Origin of the sequence: Streptomyces varsoviensis (genome assembly GCF_000718635.1) — a bacterium.
In the GTDB taxonomy this organism is placed as follows: domain Bacteria; phylum Actinomycetota; class Actinomycetes; order Streptomycetales; family Streptomycetaceae; genus Streptomyces; species Streptomyces varsoviensis.
The window spans coordinates 62,485-85,502 of record NZ_JOBF01000030.1; the positions used below are offsets into that span (position 1 = coordinate 62,485).

Here is a 23,018-nt window from a genome sequence, read left to right on the forward strand (position 1 = left end):
CCAGCCAAATCAAGCCCGTCCGGCGATTGAGGACACGATTTCAGCCCGTCCGGCGTTTGAGGACACGAATTCAGCCCGTCAGGGGGCACCTCCCGGCGGTAGCCGGGGGAGATTGAGGGCAAAGCCCTCAACCCGTCAGCGAGCCGCACGGCTCCCGGTGTCCACCGCCTCCGAAGCCCGCGCAGCGGCATTGGCCACGGTCGCCACCTGCCGCGCCGTCAGCACGTACCCCGTCTCCGCGTCGGCGGTGGAGCGGGCGAACACCACCCCGTACACCTTCCCGTCCGTGGTGAGCAGCGGGCCGCCGGAGTTGCCGGGGCGGACCGTGGAGCGCACGGGGTAGACCTCGCGCGTGGTGACGCCGTCGCCGTAGATGTCCTGGCCGGTGGCGCGCACCTGCCCGGCGACGGTGGCGGCGCGCAGGTCGAGGCCGCCGTTCTCGGGGAAGCCCGCGACGACGGCGGGCTTGCCGCGGGTGGCGCTGTCGTCGAAGCGCAGGGCGGGGGCGTCCATGCCCGGTACGTCCAGGACGGCGACGTCCGTCCTCGGGTCGAAGGCCACCACCTTGGCGTGGTACGTACGGCCGACGCCGCCGATCCGTACGGTCGGGTCGCTGACCCCGGCCACGACGTGCGCGTTGGTCATGACGTGGCCCTCGGCGTAGACGAAGCCGCTGCCTTCCTGGCCGCGCTGTCCGCCGTCGACGTCGGCGACGCCCTCGATCTTGACGACGCTGTTCCGGGCGGCGTTGGTGGCGGCGGGGGTGACGGCGTCGCCCGACGGCTTGGGGACGGTGGTGGCGGGCTCGTTCTCGAAGGGGTTGAAGACCTGCGGGAACCCGGCCCCGGACAGGGCGTCGGTGGTCCGGCTGAACCAGGTCGGCGCCTGCTGCGGCATCGCCTTCTGCACCGAGCCGAGCAGCCGTGAGTCGCGGATCTGCGAGGAGAGGACGGAGGAGTTGGCGGAGGCGAGGACGCTGGCGGCGACCCAGGCGACGAGCAGCACGGCGAGCGTGTTAATGGCGGCGCCGCCGACGCCGTCGACGCCGCGCACGGGCGCCCAGGTCAGGTGCTGCCGCAGCTTCCAGGCCAGCCGGCCGGCGAGGGCGTGGCCGGCGGCGGCCGGGAGGATGACGACGACGATGGCCGCGATGGCGGCGGTGGTGGTGCCGGCCTCGAAGGGGCGCAGCGCGTACGGCAGGGCCCATACGCCGAGGACGGCGCCGCCGAGGAAGCCGGCGAGCAGCACGACGCTCGCGACCAGGCCGCGCCGGTAGCCGGAGACGGCGTAGCCGAGGACGACGAGGATCAGCAGCCAATCGAGCAGGTTCACGCAGGAGCCCTTTCCGTCGTACGCCCCCCGACGCGCCCACTGGTGTGTGGACTAAGGAAAACGCGCTGAGCGCGACGGCTGGTTCCCTGGCATGGCATTCGACACAGTTCGCCGCCCGTTGGAACCCCGCCGGAAAAAGGAAGGCCGAAGAAGACCGAAGAAAAGCGGAGAAGACCGAAGAAAAGCGGAGAAGGCCAAAGCAGAGCGGAGCCCGGCGGCCGGCCCTCCGCCGAGGGCCTGCCGCCGGGCTCGCTGTCCGCGCCCGCCCCGTCCCCACGGGTGGGCCGCGGGTCCGGGGCCGCCTCTCCGCTCAAGCGGCGGCCCCGGACGTCTTATACGCGGCTGGGCTGCCGCCGCGGGTCGGCGTCGGGGTCGGCGTCCGGGCCGAGGCCGGAGCCCGTGCCCGTACGGTCAGCGGCCGCCAGTTCCTGCTGGAGCCGTTCGCCCTCGACGTCGACGTTGGGCAGCGCCCGCTGGAGCCAGCCGGGCAGCCACCAGGCGGCCTTGCCGAGCAGCGCGAGGACGGCCGGGACGATGGCCATGCGCACCACGAAGGCGTCGAAGAAGACGGCGACGGCCAGTCCGAAGCCGATCATCTTGATCATGGATTCGGAGGCGCTGATGAAGCCCGCGAAGACGCTGATCATGATGACGGCGGCGGCCGTGACGACCCGCGCCCCGTGCCGGAAGCCGGTCACCACCGCGTCGGCGGGCCGCTCCCCGTGCACATACGCCTCGCGCATCCGGGTGACGAGGAAGACCTCATAGTCCATGGCGAGGCCGAAGACGACGCCCACCATGAAGATCGGCATCATGCTCATGACCGGGCCGGTCTCCTCGACGCCGAAGAGCCCGGACAGCCAGCCCCACTGGAAGATCGCGACGACCGCGCCGAGGGCGGCGACGACGGACAGCAGGAAGCCGAGGGCCGCCTTGAGCGGCACGAGGATCGACCGGAAGACGACCATCAGCAGCAGGAAGGCCAGGCCGACGACGAGCGCGAGGTAGGGCAGCAGCGCGTCGTTCAGCTTCTGCGACACGTCGATGTTCATCGCGGTGGCGCCGGTGACCAGGACCGTCGCGCCGGTGCCGGACTTCAGGTCCGCCGACTCGCCGCGGATGGCGTGCACCAGGTCCTCGGTCTCGGTGCTGCTCGGCTTGGACTTGGGCACGACGGTGAGCCGCGCGGTGTCGCCCTGCTTGTTGAAGGCGGCGGGGGTGACGGCGGCGACGTTGCCGAGGCCCTTGACGCGTTCCTCGACGCGCTGTGCGGCGGTCTTCGGGTCGGCGGACTTCGCGCCGTCGACGACGACCATCAGCGGCCCGTTGAAGCCGGGCCCGAAGCCCTCGGAGAGCAGGTCGTACGCCTTGCGCTGGGTGGTGCTCGTCGGCTGCGAGCCGTCGTCGGGCAGCCCCAGCTCCAGCGAGGAGGCGGGCAGCGCGACCAGGCCGAGCCCGACGACGCCCGCGAGCAGCACGGCGACCGGCCGGCGCAGCACGAACCGCGCCCAGCGGGTGCCGCCGTTGGGCCGGTCCGCGGCGCTCGGGCGCGCCTCGCGCTGGCGGCGGGACTGGATGCGGCGGCCCGCGAAGCCGAGCAGCGCCGGTACGAGCGTGAGGGCGACGAGCACGGCCACGACGACCGTGCCGGCGGCGGCGAGCCCCATCTTGGTGAGGACGGGGATGTTGACGACGGCGAGGCCGACGAGGGCGATCACGACGGTGAGGCCGGCGAAGACGACGGCGGAGCCCGCGGTGCCGGCGGCGCGGCCGGCGGCCTCCTCGCGTTCGCGGCCCTCGGCCAGTTCGGCGCGGTAGCGGGAGACGATGAACAGCGCGTAGTCGATGCCGACGGCGAGGCCGATCATCATCGCGAGGATGGACGTGGTGCTCGACAGGTCGAGGACGGAGGCGAGCGCGGCGATGGCGGAGACGCCGATGCCGACGCCGACGAGCGCGGTCAGCAGCGGCAGCCCGGCGGCGATCAGCGACCCGAAGGTGATGACCAGCACGACGGCGGAGATGGCGATGCCGACGATCTCCGTGGACCCGGTCTCCACCTGGGGCTGGAGGGCGTCGCCGCCGGTCTCCACGGCCAGCCCCGCGGCGCGCCCGGCCTTGGCCGCGTCCTTGAGGGTCTCGCGCGTGGCGTCCGTCAGCTCGGTGGCCTTCACCTTGTACGTGACCTGCGTGTACGCGGTCGTACCGGACGCGCTCACGGTCTTCGCGGGGAACGGGTCGGCGGCCGAGGCGAGCTGCGGCCCGCTCAGTTGGCCGAGGACCTTGTGGACGGCGTCCCGGTTGGCGGGGTCGGTGATCTTCTGGCCGTCCGGCGCCTTGAAGACGAGGCGCGCGGTGGCGCCGTCGGCGCTCGCGCCCGGGTAGCGCTGCTCCAGCAGGTCGAAGGCGCGCTGCGCCTCGGTGCCCGGTATGGAGAAGTTGTCGTTGGAGGCGGCGGGCGCGGTCGCCGCGCCGATGCCGACGACCGCGAGCAGCGCCACCCATATCAGGGCGACGAGTTTGCGCCGCCGGAAGGCGGTGCGTCCCAGTCTGTAGAGGAAGGTGGCCACGAGGAGGTGTGCTCCCGTCGGTGGATGAGCGAAACAGGGCGTGGGGAGCCAGCCCGACGACGAGAGCGGCGCGCCAGGTGGGGTCTGTGGGGGGGGCGTACGAGAGAGGTCGCGGAGAAGGGGTTACACGCCGAGGGCGGGGAGGACCACGGCGTCGAGATAGCGTCTGAGGTAGGCGGTGGTCACGCATTCCGCCTCGACGAGCGGGCGGGTGACGTACCCGCCGACGAGCATGTGCGGCAGGAACTCCAGGGCGGGTGAGTCCGCGGCGACTTCCCCCCGCTCCACGGCGCGCCGGAGCACGGCGTTGAGCTCCTCGATGCCCGGCTCGATCATCAGCTCGCGCAGCGCCTCGTACAGGTCGGGGTCGTCACGGACCGCGTGGATGAGCCCGCCGATGAGGTCGGCGCTCTTCTCCTTCTCGCAGTCGTCGGTGCTGGCCGCGATGGCGTGCAGGTCGCCGCGGAGCGAGCCGGTGTCGACCCATGTCGCGGCGTGCGGCTTCACATGGCGGAGCGCCCGGACGACCAGCTCCGGCTTGCCCTTCCACTGGCGGTAGAGGGTGGCCTTGCTGGAGCGGGTGCGGGCGGCGACGGCGTCCATCGTCAGGGCGTCGTAGCCGACCTCGCCGAGCAGGTCGAGCACGGCGTGGTACAGCTCGCTCTCCCGTTCGGGGGTCATCCTGCTGCGCCCCACGGAACACCTCGCCATCCATCGACAACTGAACGAAACGGTTTCGTACAGCTTCAGACTAGACGGCTGTTGATCGAAACTGTCCCGTTTCGGGGGTGTTCTGCGTCACGGCAGCACCGTCCGTCACAGATGTACCGCAGGGCGCGACGCCGCACCGCGTCCCAGGGGCGGCGCGCGTGCGCACCCCCCGGACGCCGGGTGCGCATACCCCGGACGCATAGGCGCGAGAAACGCGAGAAAGTCCCGCCATTCAAGTTGCCGGGGGCGGTACGCGCGGAAAGCATGAAGGGGTGAGCGACGGACGCGAGCCGGACCGGCAGACCACACCCATCCCCGAGGCAGGCGGCGGCTATCTGCGCTATCCGCACCTCAGCGGCGACCACATCTGTTTCGTCGCCGAGGACGATCTGTGGGTGGCGCCGCTGGTCGCGGCGGGCGGGCGCGCCGAGCGGGCCTGGCGGCTGACCGTCGACCGCACCCGCGTCGGCCACCCCCGCTTCTCCCCCGACGGACGGCAGATCGCCTACACCACGTGGCGCAGCCTCGACCCGGAGATCATGCTCGCCCCCGTCGCCGGCGGCCCCGCCCGCAGGCTGACCTACTGGGGCTCCACCGACACCCGCGTCTGTGGCTGGTCGCCGGACGGCCACGTGCTGGCCGTCTCCTCGCACGGGCAGCCGTTCTCGTACTTCTCCTGGGCCTACAGCGTGCCCACGGACGGCAGCCCCGGCGGCCGGCTGCCGTGGGGCCCGGTCGCCGACATCGCCGTCGCCGACATCGACGGCGAGCGGCGGACGCTGCTCCTCGCCGGGAAGCCCCCGCACGAGCCCGCCGCCTGGAAGCGCTACCGCGGCGGCGCGATGGGCCGGATGTGGCTGCACGGCACGCGGCTGGTCCCGGAGGTGTACGGGCATCTGGACTCGGTGATGTTCGTGGACGGCCGGATCGCGTTCCTCTCCGACCACGAGGGCGTCGGCAACCTCTACTCCTGCCTGCCCGACAGCTCCGACCTGCGCCGCCACACCGACCACGCCGACTTCTACGCCCGGCACGCGGCCACGGACGGCTCCCGCGTCGTCTACCAGTGCGCGGGCGAGCTGTGGCTGGTCGACGACTTCTCCCCGGCCGGCGCACCGCGCCGGCTCGACGTGCGGCTCGGCGGACCGCGGGCCGGCCGCCGCTCGTACCAGATCCCGGCCGCCTCGCACGTCAACTCGGTCTCCGTGGACACCACAGGCCGGGCCAGCGCGGTATGCGTGCGCGGCAGCCTGTACTGGCTCACCCACCGCGACGGCCCGGCCCGCACCATCGCCGACACGCCGGGCGTACGGGTCCGGCTCCCCGAGATCCTCGGGTCGCGGGGCCAGGTCGCCTACGTCACCGACGCCGAGGGCGAGGACGCCATCGAGATCGCGCACCTGCCGCGGGCGAGCGGGGCGGGCGAGCCGCGCCGGCTGGCCGCGGGCCGGCTCGGGCGGGTGCACGAGCTGGTCGCCGCGCCGGACGGGGAGCGCCTGGCCGTCGCCTCGCACGACGGGCGGCTGCTGCTGGTGGACGCCTCCGCCGAGGGGGACGGCGAGGTGAGCGAGCTGATCGCGTCGGCCAACGGCCCGGTGCGCGATCTGGCGTTCTCCCCCGACTCGGCCTGGCTGACCTGGTCGCACCCCGGCATCGGCCGTTCGCTGCGGCAGATCAAGATCGCCAAGCTCGCGGACCGGATGATCGTGGACGTCACCAACGGCCGGTTCGAGGACGAGCAGCCGGTCTTCACCCGCGACGGCCGCTACCTCGCGTTCCTGTCCTGGCGCGGCTTCGACCCCGTCTACGACGTGCACACCGGCGACCTGTCCTTCCCGCTCGGCTGCCGCCCGTACCTGGTGCCGCTGTCCTCGGCGACGCCCTCGCCCTTCGCGCTGTCGGCCGAGGGCCGGCCGGCGGCGGGCGGCCTCGACGCGGGCGAGGACGGGCCGCTGGCCGACGGCGCGGTGCTGGTGGAGGCGGAGGGGCTGGCGAGCCGGGTGACGCCGTTCCCGGTGTCCGCGTCCAAGTACTCCGAGCTGTGCCCCGTCAGCGGCGGCGGCCTGGTGTGGCTGCGCTGGCCGATCTCGGGCGCGCTCGGCGAGACGTTCGCCAACCCGGCCGACACCTCCGGCCGCCCCACCCTCGAACACTTCGACCTCGCCAAGGCCAAGCGCACCGAACTCACCAGCGGCCTCGACTGGTTCGCGCTCAGCGGCGACGGCACCCGCATGGTCATCCACGACGAGGGCGAACTGCGGGCCGTCCCCGCCAACGAGATCGCCGACAACGACTCGACGGTCTACATCGACATGCGCCGCATCCTGCACGACGTGGACCCGGCGGCCGAGTGGCGGCAGGCGTACGACGAGGCGGGCCGCATCATCCGCGCGTACTTCTGGGAGCCGGGCATGTGCTCCGTCGACTGGGACGGAGTGCTCGCCGAGTACCGCCCGCTCGTCGAACGGATCGCCTCCCCCGACGACTTCGCCGACCTGCTCCGCGAGGTCCTGGGCGAACTGGGCACCTCCCACGCGTACGTCTCCGGGGCCCGCCGCAACGAGGGCCCGCCCCACTATCAGCGCGCCATCGGCCTGCTCGGCGCCAACCTGGCCCGCACGAAGGACGGCGTGTGGACCGTGCAGCGCATCCTGCCGGGCGACTCCTCCGACTCCAAGGCCCGCTCCCCGCTGGCCGGTTCGGGCATCCGCGAGGGCGCCGCCCTCACCCATGTCGACGGCCGCCCGGTGGACCCGGTGGCCGGCCCGTACCCGCTGCTGTCGGCGGCGGGCGGCACCACCGTCGAACTGACCTTCCGCTCCCCCGACGGCGAGGGCCCCAGCCGCCGCGTCGCCATCGTCCCCCTCGTCGACGAACGCCCGCTGCGCTACCAGGACTGGGTCGCCAAACGCCGCGCGGTCGTACGGGAGCTGAGCGGCGGCAAGTGCGGCTACCTCCACATCCCCGACATGGGCGGCTCCGGCTGGGCCCAGTTCAACCGCGACCTGCGGATGGAGATGTCCCGCTCCGCGCTGATCGTGGACGTACGCGGCAACGCCGGCGGCAACATCAGCGAACTGGTCGTCGAAAAGCTCACCCGCACCATCGTCGGCTGGGACCTCACCCGCGGCGCGCAGCCCGTCTCGTACGCCAGCAACGCCCCGCGCGGCCCGGTCGTCGCCGTCGCCGACGAGATGACCTCCTCCGACGGCGACATGATCACCGCCGCCTTCAAGCTCCAGGGCATCGGCCCCGTCGTCGGCCTGCGCACCTGGGGCGGCGTCGTCGGCATGACCGGCCGCCACCGCCTCGGGGACGGCACCGCCATCACGGTGCCGATGAACGCGGCCTGGTTCGACGCGTACGGCTGGGGCGTCGAGAACCACGGCGTCGACCCCGACATCGAGGTGGACCGCACCCCCCTCGACTGGGCCGAGGGCCGCCACAAGCAGCTCGACGACGCCGTCCGCCTCGCCCTCGACCTCCTCGACCGGCACGGCGCCGCCACCCCGCCCGACTACTCGGACGTCCCGGACCTGCGACGGCCGAAGCTGCCGCCGCGCCAGGGCTGAGCGACGCCGGAGCTGAGCGGAGACGTGCGGGGGCTTCCCCGCGCCCGGCGCCGCTGGGCGCGGCTGCCCTTCACCGATCGGCGCGTCACCGATCGGCGCGGGCCTTTTCGTCGGCTTCGCCGCCTGCGCCCAGGAGGCCGGCGCGGAAGCCCTCCAGGCGCGGGCCGAAGCGGCGCATTTCGCGTTGGCCGGCGAGGCCGATGAGGGTGGGGAGGTAGCCGCGCACGGACTGCATGCCGCGCAGCCACCACTGGGCGTAGACGTGCGAGGAGCGGCGTTCGATGCCGGCGACGAGGCGGTCGACGGCGGGGCCGAGGGGGTAGGTGCGGTTGGTGGGCCAAGGGGCGCGGCTGCGGAGTTCGCGCATGAGGTCGTCCTGGTCCGCGCCGCGCACCATGTCCGTGTCGGTCCAGCTCAGATAGCCGACCCCGACCCGTACGCCCCGGTACCCGACCTCGGCGCGGAGGCTGTGCGCGTACGCCTCGACGCCCGCCTTGGACGCGCAGTAGGCCGTCATCATCGGCGCCGGGGTGACGGCGGCGAGCGAGGCGATCTGGAGGAGGTAGCCGCGGCTCTCCAGCAGTACGGGCAGGAAGGCGCGGCCGGTGACGGCGCCGCCGACGAGGTTGACCTCGATGACCCGCCGCCACGCGACGGGGTCGGATTCGACGAACGGGCCGCCCGTCGCCACGCCCGCGTTGGCCACGACCACGTCGACCTTGCCGAACCGCGCCTTCACCTCCCGCGCGACCTGCCCCATCGCCTCGTGGTCGGTGACGTCCGCGTACCAGTGCGCGGCCTCCCCGTGCAGCGACTCGGCGACCCGCCGCAGCTCCTCCGGCTCCAGCCCGACGAGCGCCACCTTCGCGCCGCGCGCCGACAGTTTGCGGGCGAGGAGTTCGCCGACTCCGCGGGCCGCGCCCGTGACCACCGCGACCTGCCCCTCCAGGCTGCTGCTCCGGCCCATCTGACTCATGCGGTCCGCTCCTCGGATGTGGTGTGGGACTCCTGGGTGGCCTGCGGTGCTAGGAGATGAGCGGCGACCAGTTCCCGTACGGCGCCGGCGACCGCCGCCGGGTCCTCGACGGGGGTCATGTGGCCGAGGCCGGGCAGTTCGGTCAGGCCGGCGCAGTCCGGCAGCCGGGCCGCCAGCCGGCGGGCGTGCACGGCCGGGGTCAGCCGATCGGCGGTGCCGACGACGATGGCGGTGGGGGTGCTCAACTCCCGTATGTTCGCGTCGAGATCGAGCTCCGCGAGCACTCCGCCCCACGCGGCCCGGACGCCACGGTCGCAGGCGTGCACGATCCGGGCGCACGCCGCGACGGCCGCGGGCGGCGCGTACGGGCCCAGCGTCGCGTACTTGAGCACGCGCTTGCCGAGCGGGGTGACGGGCCCGAGCGGCGCCCTCGATCCGAGCACGGAGCGCGTCAGCCGGCTGCGGACCCGGCCGGCGGCCAGCGGCAGCACCAGCGCCTCCGCGGGCAGCCGCGAGACGCCGGTGCTGCACAGCAGCGCGGCGGCGGTGCGCTCCCGTACGAAGGGGCGGTCGGCGGCGGCCACCACGGTCATGCCGCCCATGGAGTGCCCGGCCAGCACGGCCCGTTCGCCCTCGGCCAGCGTCGCGCCCAGTACCGCCGCGAGGTCGTCGGCGAGGGCGCGGGTGCTGTAGCCGCCGGGCCCGGGCGCCGGGCTGCGGCCGTGTCCGCGCAGGTCGTACGCGATCACCCGGTGGCCACCGCCGGGACCGTCGGCGAGCGCCCGTACGACCGGGGCCCAGAAGGCGGTCGAGCAGGTCCAGCCGTGCACGAGGACGACGGCGGGCGCGTCGTCGGGGCCGTGCGTCTCGACGTGCAGGGGGGTGCCGTCGGCGGAGACGGCGGTCAGCGTGCGGCGCGGGGCGGGCGGCGCGTACGGGCTCTGGGCCGGCGGCACGTACGGGCCCTGGGGGCGGGTCGGGCGCGGGGCCCGTACGCGCGGGTCCCGTACGGGCGGGCGCGCGGGGCTCACGAGCGCGCCCCGGCGTCCGCGACCCCGGCGTCCATGCCCCCTGCGCGTACGCCGGGCCCCTCCGCCGTACGGGCCGGGGCGCGCAGCACCTCGTACTCGGCGAGGTCGACGTGGCGCGTGGCCCTGCGGAACTCGGAGGTCGTGCCGGGCCATACCGTGGTGTTGCGCCCGTTGGCGTCGAGGTACCAACTGTCGCAGCCGCCGCTGTTCCAGACCGTGCGCTCCATGCGCGACTGCACCTTGTGGTTCCAGGCGGCGACGGCCCGGGGCCGGGCGTCGAGGGCGGCCCTTCCGCCGAGGGTGGTGAGCTGGCGCATGAAGTCGGCCAGGTAGTTCAGCTGGGACTCGATCATCAGGATCATCGAGCTGTTGCCGAGCCCGGTGTTGGGCCCGATGATCGTCATGAAGTTGGGGAACCCGGCCGCGCTGGCGCCGCGCAGCGCCGCCATCCCGTCCTTCCACTCCTCCGCGAGCGTCGTGCCGTCGGCGCCCGTGACGCGCTCGGCTATCGGCATGTCGGTGACGTGGAAGCCGGTGCCGAAGATGACCGCGTCGGCCTCGGTCTCGGTGCCGTCGGCGGCGACGAGCGTGGCGCCGCGCACCTCCTTGAGCCCGGAGGCGACGACGTCGACGTTGGGCGCGGCGAGCGCCGGATAGTAGTCGCTGGAGAGCAGTATCCGCTTGCAGCCGATGCGGTAGTCGGGGGTGAGCTTGGCGCGGGTGGCCGGGTCCTTGATGGAACGGGCCATGTTGCGCTTGGCGAGGGTCTCGACCAGGCCGAGTTCGTTGGGCCGTTTGACGAAGGCGCTGACCTGCAACTCCCGTATGCCCCACAGGAGTCCGCGGCGCATGGTGCCGGTCGCGGGGAAGGTGCTGTGCAGCCAGCGTTCGGCGCGCGTGATGGCCCGGTCGGCGCGCGGCAGGACCCAGGGCGGGGTCCGCTGGAAGAGGGTGAGCGCGCCGGCCTCGGGCTGGATGGACGGCACGATCTGGATGGCGGAGGCGCCGGTCCCTATCACGGCGACGCGCTTGCCGCGGAGGTCGTAGCCGTGGTCCCAGCGGGCCGAGTGGAAGACCTTGCCGGGGAAGCCCGCGAGCCCCGGGATGTCGGGGATCTTCGGGTCGGAGAGCGGGCCGGTGGCGGAGACGACGACGTCGGCGGTGAGGCCGCCGCGCGCGGTGCTGATCTCCCAGTGCAGCGCGTCGGCGTTCCACCGCATGGACAGCACCTCGTGGTCGAGCCTGATGTGCGGCCGCAGCCCGAAGGTGTCGGCGACGCGCTCCAGGTACGCGCGGATGTGCCGCTGGCCGGAGAAGGTGCGGGGCCACTCGGGGTTGGGGGCGAAGGAGAAGGAGTACAGGTGCGAGGGGACGTCGCAGGCGCAGCCGGGGTAGCTGTTGTCCCGCCAGGTGCCGCCGACGGAGCCGGCCCGCTCCAGGACGACGAAGTCGGTGATCCCCTCGCGGCGCAGCCGGACGGCCGCGCCCAGGCCGCCGAACCCCGATCCGATCACCGCTACTCGTACGTGCCGTGTGTGTCGTACGTCCCGTACGTCGTGCTCGTGCTGACGTTCCCGCTCACGCTCGCGCTCGGCCATGCCGACGCCTCCAGAGGTCGCCCGTCCCGTGTGTGTCGTATGTGGTTCGGCTCGCTGTCTCGTCGTACGTCACCGCGTACGTAATCGCGCCAGCAATCACTGGCACAGTTGGAGAGTAAGACAGCTCGCTACCGAGCGGTAGGGGGCGGAGCCAAGGAAGTTACCGGCGGTTGCACCTGTCGGGGGGCGTCGAGCGGCAACATAGGCTGCTGACGTGGTGGAGAACGTGGCTGACAACGGATCGGCGGGGCGCGAGCACCGGGTCGAGGACGTGCCCGAGGCCGGGAACGAGGCCGGGAACGAGGCCGGACCCAGGGCCGAGAAGGAGCCGGAGACCGGGACCGAGAACGACGCGACGGTGCGCGAGTACCGAATGGCGGAGCTGGCCGAGGCGGCCGGGATCACCGTCCGCACGCTGCGCTTCTACCGCGAACGCAAGCTGATCCCGCCGCCCCGCCGCGAGGGCCGCATCGCCTGGTACGACGAGCACCACCTCGCCCGGCTCCGTACGATCGCGGCCCTGCTGGAACGCGGCCACACCCTCGGCGGCATCGCCGAACTGCTCACCGCCTTCGAGCACGGCAGGGGTGTCGGCGAACTCCTCGGCATGCCCGGCGCCATCGCCACGCCCTGGGCCGAGGAGACACCGGTCCGGCTGAGCCCCGAGAACCTCGCCGACCACTTCGCCGGCGAGGTCACCCCCGAGAACCTCGCGGGCGCCCTGGACATCGGCTACCTGGCGGTCGACGGCGACGAGATCGTGCACGTCAGCCGCCGCCTCCTCAACGCCTCCAGCGCCCTGGTCGCCAAGGGCATCCCGCTGGCCGCCGTACTGGCCGCCGGCCGCGACGTCCGCGCCCACGCCGAAGCCCTCGCCGAGACCTTCACCGCCCTGATCCGCGAACACGTCCTGAACGGCCTGCCGGACCGCGCGGCCGGCGGCGAACCGCTGCCGCCCGACGAGATCACCCGCGTCACCCAGACCCTCGCCGCGCTCCGCCCGATCGCGAAGGACGTCATCGACGCCGAACTCTCCCTCGCCATGGACCGCCGCCTGAGCGCCGAACTGAAGGCCTGGCTGCCGGCGGACGACGCGCCGCCGGAGTAGGGCCCGCCGGGCGCGCGTCACCGGTCAGCCCAGGTACGGCCGCGCCCGGTGCTCGAAGAAGTGCCGCAGCCGCAGCCGCTGCGTGTGGTGCATGGGCAACGCGTCGAGCTCCCCCGCCGCCACGAAACGCAGCTCTGTGCTCTCGTCCGAGACGGCGAGCGCCCCACCGACCGCACGCGCGGTGAAGCACACGTTGAACTGCCGGCGGACCTCACCGTCGCCGTACGCGATGACGTGCCGGGGGTCCGTGTACGTGCCGACGAGCCCCGTGATCTCGACATCGAGCCCGGTCTCCTCCCGCACCTCCCTCACGGCCGCCCCCGGCAGCGACTCCCCCATCTCCATGCCCCCGCCGGGCAGCGCCCACAACCCGCTGTCCCGCCGCCGCTGCAACAGCACCCGCCCCTCCCCATCCACGACAACCGCCGACGCCGCCACCACCAGCCTGTTGGGCTCCGGCGCGGCCGGGTCGTCGAAGTACTCGGTCCGTGCCATCGGCGCTCACCCTTCCACGGGCCGGGACGCGTCCCACACGGCGGTGAAACTCTCCGCGTACGAGTCGAACAGGCTCCCCGTTCCACTGCGCCGAAGGTGCCACACCGGCGCTATGTAAGCGTTGACTCCCCACATGCCGACAGAGGCGGGGGCGGCGGCGGAGGCAACCGACGCGCCGCCCGAGTGAACAGGGACCAGGTGTGAGGGCTTCCGCGTGGATGACGGCAACCTTCAACGCACGAGGGCGACTGGCTCGGCGTTCTCCCCGAGTTGATCAGGGGTACCGTTCCATTGCCTGTACCGGAACGGAGTTGAGCGTGTCACGCCCGGATGACGATCACATCGGCGCGCGGATTGCTGACTACCGCAAGCTGCGCCATCTCACGCAATTGGGCCTCGCTCAGCGTGCCTTCATTTCGCGCGGCACGATCGCGAAGGTGGAGGCAGGCTTGACCCCTGCTACCCCGACCATAGTGGCTGCGGTTGCCCGAGCGCTCGAAGTCGATATAGCCGCCCTCAATGGTCAGCCGTACATCTCAGAGATGCGGCAGGACCGCCTGGACCGCATGATCGCCCCCCTGTCCGACGCGCTGGATCTCTATGATCTGGGGCCGGACCCCGACATCAGCCCCAGGGCGGCGGAGACCCTTTCCGTCGAGGTACACGAACTGTGCGCCGATGCCTGCGCGACACAGTACAAAGTCATCGGCTCGAAGCTGCCGGGTCTATTGGGAGAGTTGACGACGGCTTTCAGCACCTCGTCCACGGCGGCTGACCGTCGGCGCATCGCCGCCTCTCTCAGCTGGTCCTACTGGGTCGCGTACGAGTTTGTCTACCGATTGGGCTATCACCAGCTTGCGTCCATCGCCCTTGAGCGAATGGGCTGGATGGCAGAGCAAGCGCAGGACCCCCTGTTGTCGGCGATTCGGTTGAACAAACGCAGCAGCATGCTGCTGCGCCGGGGGGACAGCCGCCTGGCGTTGAAGGTTCTCGAACGTGGGCATCATTTGGTGAATCAGCACGGCGACCCCGGCTCCATCCCCGTGCTCGCCGTTTCAGGGAGCCTTCACCTGGCCGGTGCGATCGCGGCGGCACAGGCCAAGAACCCGGACGCCGTAACCGGCCACATGGATTTGGCGCGAGAATCCGCCTCCCGGATCGGCAGGGACGTTCCCCGCACCTATTGGGCCTCCTTCGGCGTGACGAACGTGGCTCATTTCGACGTGGCTACCGCAGTGGAATTGGGGAAACTGGGCGACGCCATGAAGGCGGCACGCCATCTGCACTTCCCCGCCGGACATCCCAGGATGCGAGTAGGCCGCTACTACATTGAAATGGCGCGCGCCTACGCACAGATGGGAAAAACAGAGGCAGCCGAACGCTCCTTGCATCGGGCGCGAGAAGTCGCGCCGCAACAGGCCCGCTACCACCCGTTGCTGCGAGAGACGGTCGCCGTACTGGTCCGTCGCCAACGCCGGACACCGACCGGGCTGGCGTCGCTGGCCGCGTGGGTGGGCATGTAGCGCACCAATCACGGTCCGAGTGTTCCCCATCGCGGAACAATCGGACCGCCGCGCTCCTGGAGGCTGAAGGGTGACAGCGAACCTCGGCGTGACGGGAAGGGCTACGTATCCCGCCTGGCAGACAAGGCGGAAGCCGCTCAACTCGACCACGGGGAACAACTCTCCGATTGCGCCCGGGAAATTCTCGACGATGCCAAACCGTCTGCCGAGGAACTGGAGTTCCTGGCTCATGGCCTGACCGACGCGCTCCGGGACGTCCTGCGAATCGCCAGGAGCCGGGGACAACGAATCCCCACACCGGACGAAGATGGCGAATGCGAGAGCGACGAAGACGGAGCACAGTTTCGACACATGGAGGGCACGTCATGAAGCAGTACGGAACTGCCGAGAACCCGCCCGCCGGGCAGTTCTCCCTGCCGAATGCCGGAGAGGGGGACGTGTGAAATTCACGCTGCGCACGACGCCCGGGGAGCCGTGGCCGCCGGCTCCGCCGCCGTTTCCGGACCCTGACCCGCCCTCGCCCGACGGAGGGCCCAAGGTCGGTGCGGTGTGAGCAGGTATGAGAAGCAGGACGGCCGAGACGCCGGCACCACGAGCACGGATTGGGCGTCGGTGGCTGCCGCCGTGCCACGGGGCGGCTTCCTGCCGGAAGGCATGTGGCCCTTCGACATGGAAACCAGGCGGAGCGTGTACGCCAACCGCGCGGACGACCCGGCTGCCTGGCAGAGGTACGCGGACGCCGACGTTCCCATCGTCACTCAGTGGGATGACGGGAAGCACGAGGGCACGAAGCCGGGGCGGGTGGGGACCAGCTCCGTGTCCATGCCTTCCGTCGTCTTCCGGATGCTTGGGGACCTGCAACTCGATGCCGGCAGCCGGGTGCTGGAGATCGGTACTGGCTCGGGGTGGACGGCGGCGCTCATGGCCCACCGCGTCGGGGACCGGAACGTGACGTCCATAGAGGTGGACGAGGCCGTGGCGGACGAGGCCCGGCGGGCTCTGGCCCGGCACGGCCGAGCCGTGGAGGTGATTACCGGCGACGGCTGCGCAGGGCATCCGCGGGGTGCGCCCTACGACCGGGTCATCGCCACGGTGGGCGTGCGCACGCTGCCGTGGGCGTGGGTGGAGCAGGCCCGGCCCGGCGGCGTCATCGCGGCCCCCTGGGGCACGCACTACAGCCACCAGGACGCCATAGCCCGGCTGACCGTCTCGCGGGACGGCCGGCAGGCCGCGGGGCCGTTCACGGGCCCGGTCGAGTTCATGAAGTTGCGAGGCCGGCGCCTCCCGTTCGAGGGGCACGCGCCGTATGCCGCCGGCATGGCGGAAGGCTCCACGTCCTCCAGCTCCGTCACGGAGACGGAGTTCCGCCGGGGGCGGTTCGGCGCGCCGGAGTTCGCCGTCGGGCTTCGCGTGCCGGACATCGTGCGGCGTGCGGGCGAGAAGCGGAACGGCGGGCTCCCCGTGTGGTTCTACAGCCTGTCGGACCGGTCGGTGGCGTGCGCCATGTTCCGGGGCGGCCAGGAGACGAAGGTCTGGCAGGCGGGCCCGCGCCGGCTCTGGGACGAGGTGGAGGCGGCCTACCGGTGGTGGGGCGGCCGTGGCGAGCCGGATCACACCCGGTTCGGGCTCACGGTGACCGCCGACGCGACGCGCGCATGGCTGGACGACCCGGCGGAATCCTGGCTCCTGTGAAACAGGTCCCCGTCCGCGCGCCCGTCCCTCTTGAGCGCGTGGCCGGGGCCTCCCCGCCACGCTGCTACGCGTCGAAGGAGACCGTCACCGGGGCGTGGTCGCTCCATCGCTGGTCGTAGGTGGCGGCGCGTTCCACCTCCGCCTTCACGGCGCGGGCGGCGAGGGCGGGGGTGGCGACGGCGTAGTCGATGCGCCAGCCCGCGTCGTTGTCGAAGGCCTTGCCGCGGTAGGACCACCAGGAGTACGGGCCCTCGACGCCGGGGTGCAGGGCGCGGACCACGTCCACGTACGACGCCTCGTCGAAGACGCGGGTCAGCCAGGCGCGCTCCTCCGGGAGGAAACCGGCCTTCTTCTGGTTGGCCTTCCAGTTCTTGAGGTCGGCCTCCTGGTGGGCGATGTTCCAGTCGCCGCAGACCAGCACCTCGCGCCCGCCGGCCGCCGCCCGCTCGCGCAGTTCGCCGAGGTAGGGCAGGAACTCGGCCATGAACCGCTCCTTCTCGTCCTGCCGGTCCGTGCCGACCTCGCCCGAGGGCAGGTAGAGGCTGGCGACGGTCACGCCCGGCAGGTCGATCTCCGCGTAGCGGCCCGACGCGTCGAACTCCGACGAGCCGAACCCGATCCGCACCGCCTCCGGCTCGCGCCGGGCGTAGAGGGAGACGCCGGCGCGGCCCTTCGCCGCGGCCGGGGCGTGCACCGTGTGCCAGCCCGCCGGCTCGCGGACCTCCTCGGGGAGCTGCTGGGGCTCCGCCCGCACTTCCTGGAGGCAGATGACGTCGGCCGCGGTCCCCGCGAGCCAGGGCACGAAGCCCTTCTTGGCGGCGGCGCGCAGCCCGTTCACATTGACGGTCGTAACAGTGAGCATTCCGGCACGATACCGACCCTTGGGGCACTCTGGCCTCGTACACCCATTCGACCGTACGATACCCCGATGCAGATCGTGCCCGTGGCGTACGACCACCCCGACGCCGTCAAACTCAACGACCAGGTGCAACTGGAATACACGGAGCGCTATGGCGAGGGGGACATGACGCCGCTCGACCCGGCGCAGTTCGACCCGCCCCGTGGTCTGTATCTCATCGCCTACGACGACGGCGAGCCCGTCGCCACCGGCGGCTGGCGCCTCCAGGACGCCAACGACGAGGGGTACGAGGACGGCGACGCCGAACTGAAGCGCATGTACGTCATACCGAGCGCCCGCGGGCGCGGGCTCGCACGGGCGATACTCGCCGCCCTGGAAAACAGCGCCCGCGACGCCGGCCGCACCCGCATGGTGCTGGAAACCGGCACCAAGCAGCCCGAGGCCATAGCCCTCTACACATCATCCGGCTACACGCCGGCCCCGAAGGTGGGCCTCTACCGCTTCCACGAAGACAGCCGCTGCTACGCCAGGACGCTGCGCTGAGCTTTTCCCCCATGTGTGCTGCACCACGCCGCCGCGCGAGCGGGACCGGGGCCGGCGGCCCCCACGCCTGAGCGAACAATCGCGGGCGGCTGCCCGCGACCGGCTGGTGGGACAGTTCGTCCCGCCCACGGCACCCCGGCCCATACGGCCGAGCCTGCCGGCCCAGGCCCCCGGGCTGCCGCGGAGGGGCCCCGCGCGCCTGAGCGAGTGATCGCGGACCGCCCTCGCGACCGGCTGATGGGACAGTTCGTCCCGGTCACGGCCCCCGTGGCGGGGCCGCGAGCTGTCAGTGGCCCTCGGCGATGGCGTCCTCGACGCTCTGGCGGACCTCGGCGGACGGGTAGCGGGTGGGGGGTGGGCCGTAGGGGGCGAGGGCTTCGTCGGCTGGGGCCGGGGAGTCTTCGGCGAGGTCGGCGACGAGGACGGTGGAGCCGGGCGGAACCTCGGCGGCGAGCATTTCCAGGGCGGCGCTGGAAGCGCTGGCCTGGCGCGCGTCGCGGGCGCCGCCGAGCAGGCCGCCGGCACCGAAGCCGATCATGATGCCGAGCGGGCCCCCGAGGATGCCGACGAGGCCGCCGATCAGGCCGCCCACCGCGAAGCCCTTGGTGTCGCTGCTGTTGTCGACGCTGTCGGGGAAGTCCAGCGCGCCGTCCGCGTCACGGCTGATCACGGTCGCCTCGCGCAGCTTGATGCCGCCCTCGGCGTGCGCCTGCCGCAGCGCGTCCAGTGCCAGGCGGCCCGTTTCGGGCCGGTCGAGGTCCATGAACAGGACGTTCTCGGTCATCGCCGCCGCTCCAGGAGTGAGATGGGAATCCGCGCCTCCACTCTCCCGGCTACCCTGCCCGTACGCACCTCAGGCGCGCCCCGGCCCGTACCCGCCCGCCTACGTCCCCCGCACGGAGCCCGGTCCCCCGTACGCATCTCCGGCGCGCCCCCGCCGGGCCGCGGCCCGGTCAGGACCGCGTCCCGTACCCGCACGCAGCCCGGTCGCCCGTACGCAGTCGCACGTCCCCGTACGCACCTCAGGCGCGCCCCGCCCGGCCGCAGCCCGGCCACCCGTACGCACCTCGGGCGCGCGCCCCAGCCCGTACCCGGCCGCCTACGTCCCCCGCACGGAGCCCGGTCCCCCGTACGCAGTCGCACGTCCCCCGCACGCACCTCAGGCGTGCCCGCTCACCGTCTCCTCGTCCTCCGTGCGGGTCGAGGCGCGGAGGTCGAGGATCGCTTCGGCGCCGCCGGCGGGCGGGTTGGTGAAGCGGAGGCGGGCGCCGAGGACTCTGGCCTGGCCGGCGGCGATGGTCAGGCCCAGGCCGAGGCCCTGGCCGCGGCCGGCGGCGGGGGCGGCCTGGCCGGCGCCGGTGCGGAAGCGGACGGGGCCGCGGGCGAGGAGTTCGGCCGGGAAGCCGGGGCCCTGGTCGTGGACGCGGACGACCGCGCCCTCGACCTCGACGCGCACCGGCGCGGCGCCGTGCCGGAAGGCGTTGCTGACCAGGTTGGCGAGGATGCGTTCGACGCGCCGCGCGTCCGTCTCGACGAGCGCGGCGCGTACCACCCGTATCTCCAGCCCCGCCTGCCCCGGCGTGGTGACCGAGCGCACCGCGCGCCGCACCAGTTCGTCCAGCGGCCGCACCTCGGTCTCGGCCCGTTCGGTGGAGCCGTCGAGCCGCGCCACTTCCAGAACGTCCTCCATCAGGGCGCTCACCCGCCGCGCCCGCTCCTGGACCATCTCGGCGGGCCGGCCCGGCGGCAGCAGCCCGGCGGCGGCGACCAGACCGGCGACCGGGGTGCGCAGTTCGTGCGCGATGTCGGAGGTGACATCGCGCTCCGCCTGGAGCCGGGCGGCCAGCGCGTCGGCCATGGTGTTCAGGGCCGTCGTCAGGCGGGCGATCTCGTCCTTGCCGCGCGGTTCGATCCGGGCGCTGAGGTCGCCCTCGGCGATCCGCTCGGCCGTACGGGCGGACGCGTCGAGGCGCCGGCCGAGTACGGCGGCGAAGGTCACGCCGATCACACAGGCGAGGGCGGTGCCGATCGAGCCCGCCAGCAGCAGGTCGCGGTCGAGCGCTTCGAGCTTGCGGTCCTGGCGCAGATAGGAGTGGCGCAGCGCGATGACGTCCTTGCCGCTGCGGCAGGCGGCCCACAGCTCCGGCTCCTGACCGCTGCGGTCCAGGTAGACGCCGGTCTCACCGCGCGCGACGGCCTCGCGTACGGGCGCGGGCAGCACGGCGGGGTTGATGAGGACCCGGCGCCGGTCGACCCCGGCGGCGTGGTCGTCGACGGCGATGGTGAGCCGGGAGCGAATGGTGTCGCGGGCGGTTTCGAGCGCGTTCGCGGCGGTGCGGTGGTGCACGACGAAGCCCATGATGACGGCGACCAGGGCGGCGGTGGCGGTGATCGCCACCCCGATCTTCGTACGCAGTCCCATGGCTCAGGCTCCTCCACGGCTGACGGGCTACGGGCCGCTGCGCCCGACGATCGTGCCGGGTCGTCGCACACAGGTCCAGGTGCTGGTCGGAACGGGTGGGGCCATTCGTGCCAAATGTAACCGGCGCGGCCGGATAGCCGCCTGTGGCCTTGACCTGTTCCTGTCGACTGCTCATAGGATCACCGCGCTCAAGTGGTCCAGCCCATTAGCCGTAGCGCCATGGTGGAGGTCACTCATGCACATCGCCCGACGTACGCTGCTCGGCGCTCTCGCCGGCTCCGCCGCACTCGGAGTCGCCGCCGCGCACCCGGCCGCGGCCGCCCCACCGCCCCCCGGCCCGGAAACGGGCACCACCCCTGACGCCTCCGGCGGCCCCGGCGCCGCGGGCACGGGCGGCGCGGCGGCGCGGGCCCTGCAGCGGCTGCTGCCGCACCACCACCAGCAGGTGACCTTCCGTACGGTCCGCCCCCGGGTGGAGGAAGCGGACCAAAAGGGTGCAAACGACAGCGGCCGGGACTTCTACCGGGTCTTCGGCCCCGCCGGCCGCATCGTCGTCGAAGGCACCACGCCCGCCGTCCAGCTCGCCGGCTTCCACTGGTACCTGCGCCACGTCGCCCACGCCCACTTCTCCTGGAGCGGCGCGCAGACCGACCTGCCCGCCCGCCTCCCCGGCGTGCGGACCCCCATCAGCAAGACCGCGAACGTCGCCCACCGCTTCGTCTTCAACGACACCAACGACGGCTACACCGGCCCGTACAACGGCTGGGACTACTGGGAGCGCGAGATCGACATCCTCGCGCTGCACGGCTACAACGAGGTCCTCGTCTACGCCGGCGCCGACGCCGTCTACCACCGCGTCTTCCAGCAGCACGGCTATACGGACGCGGAGCTGCGCCAGTGGGTTCCCGGCCCCGCCCACCAGCCGTGGTGGCTGCTCCAGAACATGTCCGGCTTCGGCGGCCCCGTCTCCCGGAGCCTGCTGGCCAGACGCGCGGCCCTCGCCAGAAAGATCGTCGGCCGGCTGCGCGAACTGGGCATGACGCCCGTACTCCCCGGCTACTTCGGCACCGTGCCGCCCGAATTCGCCCGCCGCAACCCCGGCGCGCACACCGTTCCGCAGGGCGTGTGGGGCGGCTTCCCGCGCCCCGACTGGCTCGACCCGCGCGATCCGCACTTCGCCCGCGTGGCCCGCACCTTCTACCGGGTGCAGGACGAGCTGTACGGGGCCACCTCGATGTACAAGATGGACCTGCTGCACGAGGGCGGCACCCCCGGCGACGTGCCCGTCCCCGACGCGGCGCGCGCCGTGGAGAAGGCGCTGCGCACCGCCCACCCGGGCGCCACCTGGGCCATCCTCGGCTGGCAGACCAACCCGCGCCGCGACATCATCGACGCCGTCGACAAGTCCCGGATGCTGATCGTCGACGGCATCTCCGACCACTACCCCGAGGTCGTCGACCGCGAGCGGGACTGGGCCTCCACCCCGTACGCCTTCGGCTCCATCTGGAACTTCGGCGGCCACACCGCGATGGGCGCCAACACCCGCGACTGGGCCACCCTCTACGACCAGTGGCGCACCAAGCACGGCAGCAAGCTCAACGGCATCGCCCTCATGCCCGAGGCCGCCGACAACAACCCGGCCGCCCTCGCCCTCTTCAGCGACCTGCCCTGGACGAACGGGCCGACAAACCTGGGTGCCTGGTTCGCCCAGTGGCCCGTGCACCGCTACGGCGCCGCCGACCCGCACGCCGTACGGGCCTGGGACGTGCTGCGCCGCACCTGCTACGGCACCAGCCGCGCCGACGGGTGGAGCGAGGCCGCCGACGGCCTCTTCGGCGCCCGCCCCGACCTGGCCGTCACCCGCGCCGCCTCCTGGTCGCCGCCGAGGCTGCGCTACGACGCCGCCGAGTTCGACAAGGCGCTGCCCGAGCTGCTGGCCGTCGCCCCCCGGCTGCGCGGCAGCAGCGCGTACCGCTACGACCTCCTCGACGTGGCCCGGCAGACCGTCTCCAACCGCAGCCGGCTGCTGCTGCCGCGGATCAAGAGCGCGTACGAGTCCGGGAACCGGGCCAGGTTCAAGGCGCTGACCGGCGAGTGGTTCGCGTGGCTGGCCCTGCTGGAGGAGGCCGTCGCCACCGACGGGCGCCATCTGCTGGGCCGCTGGATCGCCGACGCCCGCGCCTGGGGGTCCTCGGCGGCCGAACGCGACCGGCTGGAGTTCGACGCCGTCTCGCTCCTGACCGTATGGGGCGACCGCGCCGGGGCCAATGAGGGAAAGCTGCACGACTACGCCAATCGCGAGTGGTCCGGGCTGGTCGGCGGCCTCTACACGCTCCGCTGGAAGACGTACTTCAAGGAGCTGGAGGCGGCCATGGAGGGGCGGCGCGCGCCGAAGCCCATCGACTGGTTCGCCCTGGAGGACCGCTGGACCCGGCACCACCCGCCGTACCCGGCGCGGCCGAAGGGCGACATCGTACGGGTGGCGGGGCGCATCGCGCGGCGCCTCTGAGGACAGGGGGCGGGGCGACTCGGGGCCGGGGGCGCGGCGGGGGCCGGGGGGCGCGGCGCTCGGCCCCCGCGACCCCC

General features: G+C 72.8%; 16 protein-coding genes and 1 pseudogene. 6 read left to right on the forward strand and 11 right to left on the reverse strand.

What is annotated here, in order from left to right; all coding sequences use genetic code 11:
• Positions 1-135 precede the first annotated feature (135 nt).
• The 3 genes from IF55_RS31515 to IF55_RS31525 all read right to left on the reverse strand — a co-directional run bounded on the left by IF55_RS31515 (position 136) and on the right by IF55_RS31525 (position 4,598).
• Positions 136-1,332 carry a MarP family serine protease gene (locus tag IF55_RS31515; protein ID WP_030888536.1) on the reverse strand — a complete coding sequence of 399 codons (1,197 nt, stop codon included), beginning with the start codon at positions 1,330-1,332 and terminating at the stop codon, positions 136-138.
• A gap of 332 nt (positions 1,333-1,664) precedes the next feature.
• Positions 1,665-3,902, reverse strand: coding sequence for an MMPL family transporter (locus IF55_RS31520; protein ID WP_030888538.1), 2,238 nt, complete (start codon positions 3,900-3,902; stop codon positions 1,665-1,667).
• Between the two features lie 123 nt (positions 3,903-4,025).
• On the reverse strand, positions 4,026-4,598 hold the full coding sequence (locus IF55_RS31525; protein ID WP_030888539.1) for a TetR/AcrR family transcriptional regulator: 573 nt from the start codon (positions 4,596-4,598) through the stop codon (positions 4,026-4,028).
• Between the two features lie 287 nt (positions 4,599-4,885).
• Between IF55_RS31525 and IF55_RS31530 the strand changes: the two genes are divergently transcribed.
• Positions 4,886-8,185 carry a S41 family peptidase gene (locus IF55_RS31530; RefSeq protein WP_245661549.1) on the forward strand — a complete coding sequence of 1,100 codons (3,300 nt, stop codon included), beginning with the start codon at positions 4,886-4,888 and terminating at the stop codon, positions 8,183-8,185.
• A gap of 85 nt (positions 8,186-8,270) precedes the next feature.
• On the opposite strand, the gene IF55_RS31535 is transcribed toward IF55_RS31530, so the two are convergent.
• From IF55_RS31535 to IF55_RS31545, 3 genes are all read right to left on the reverse strand, one after another.
• Positions 8,271-9,152 carry an SDR family oxidoreductase gene (locus IF55_RS31535; RefSeq protein WP_030888542.1) on the reverse strand — a complete coding sequence of 294 codons (882 nt, stop codon included), beginning with the start codon at positions 9,150-9,152 and terminating at the stop codon, positions 8,271-8,273.
• Between the two features lie 5 nt (positions 9,153-9,157).
• The gene (locus tag IF55_RS31540) at positions 9,158-10,117 is read right to left on the reverse strand and encodes an alpha/beta fold hydrolase (protein ID WP_030888544.1); all 960 of its coding nucleotides are present in this window, start codon (positions 10,115-10,117) and stop codon (positions 9,158-9,160) included.
• 71 nt (positions 10,118-10,188) lie between these two features.
• Positions 10,189-11,790 (reverse strand): flavin-containing monooxygenase, encoded by a 1,602-nt coding sequence (locus IF55_RS31545; protein ID WP_078645582.1) that lies wholly within the window; start codon positions 11,788-11,790, stop codon positions 10,189-10,191.
• Between the two features lie 373 nt (positions 11,791-12,163).
• Between IF55_RS31545 and IF55_RS31550 the strand changes: the two genes are divergently transcribed.
• Entirely contained in the window at positions 12,164-12,898 is a 735-nt protein-coding gene (locus IF55_RS31550) for a MerR family transcriptional regulator (RefSeq protein WP_030888549.1), read from the forward strand.
• Positions 12,899-12,922: 24 nt separating this feature from the next.
• Here IF55_RS31550 and IF55_RS31555 read toward each other — a convergent pair whose 3' ends face one another.
• Positions 12,923-13,393 carry an NUDIX domain-containing protein gene (locus IF55_RS31555; protein ID WP_030888550.1) on the reverse strand — a complete coding sequence of 157 codons (471 nt, stop codon included), beginning with the start codon at positions 13,391-13,393 and terminating at the stop codon, positions 12,923-12,925.
• A gap of 6 nt (positions 13,394-13,399) precedes the next feature.
• Positions 13,400-13,528, reverse strand: a pseudogene (locus tag IF55_RS40965) (transcriptional regulator); the annotation flags it as partial.
• A gap of 182 nt (positions 13,529-13,710) precedes the next feature.
• Between IF55_RS40965 and IF55_RS31560 the strand changes: the two are divergent.
• Positions 13,711-14,916 carry a helix-turn-helix domain-containing protein gene (locus IF55_RS31560; RefSeq protein ID WP_030888553.1) on the forward strand — a complete coding sequence of 402 codons (1,206 nt, stop codon included), beginning with the start codon at positions 13,711-13,713 and terminating at the stop codon, positions 14,914-14,916.
• A gap of 549 nt (positions 14,917-15,465) precedes the next feature.
• Positions 15,466-16,608, forward strand: coding sequence for a methyltransferase domain-containing protein (locus IF55_RS31565; protein ID WP_030888556.1), 1,143 nt, complete (start codon positions 15,466-15,468; stop codon positions 16,606-16,608).
• A 64-nt stretch (positions 16,609-16,672) separates the two neighbouring features.
• Here IF55_RS31565 and IF55_RS31570 read toward each other — a convergent pair whose 3' ends face one another.
• Positions 16,673-17,470, reverse strand: coding sequence for an exodeoxyribonuclease III (locus IF55_RS31570; RefSeq protein WP_030888558.1), 798 nt, complete (start codon positions 17,468-17,470; stop codon positions 16,673-16,675).
• Positions 17,471-17,536: 66 nt separating this feature from the next.
• Between IF55_RS31570 and IF55_RS31575 the strand changes: the two genes are divergently transcribed.
• The gene (locus IF55_RS31575) at positions 17,537-18,010 is read left to right on the forward strand and encodes a GNAT family N-acetyltransferase (RefSeq protein ID WP_030888563.1); all 474 of its coding nucleotides are present in this window, start codon (positions 17,537-17,539) and stop codon (positions 18,008-18,010) included.
• A 286-nt stretch (positions 18,011-18,296) separates the two neighbouring features.
• On the opposite strand, the gene IF55_RS31580 is transcribed toward IF55_RS31575, so the two are convergent.
• Together IF55_RS31580 and IF55_RS31585 are read right to left on the reverse strand one after the other, a co-directional pair.
• Positions 18,297-18,794, reverse strand: coding sequence for a hypothetical protein (locus tag IF55_RS31580; protein WP_048832872.1), 498 nt, complete (start codon positions 18,792-18,794; stop codon positions 18,297-18,299).
• A gap of 375 nt (positions 18,795-19,169) precedes the next feature.
• The gene (locus IF55_RS31585) at positions 19,170-20,432 is read right to left on the reverse strand and encodes a sensor histidine kinase (RefSeq protein ID WP_030888568.1); all 1,263 of its coding nucleotides are present in this window, start codon (positions 20,430-20,432) and stop codon (positions 19,170-19,172) included.
• Between the two features lie 235 nt (positions 20,433-20,667).
• Between IF55_RS31585 and IF55_RS31590 the strand changes: the two genes are divergently transcribed.
• Complete coding sequence (locus tag IF55_RS31590) at positions 20,668-22,941, forward strand: alpha-N-acetylglucosaminidase (protein WP_048832874.1); 2,274 nt, start codon at positions 20,668-20,670, stop codon at positions 22,939-22,941.
• Positions 22,942-23,018 lie beyond the last annotated feature (77 nt).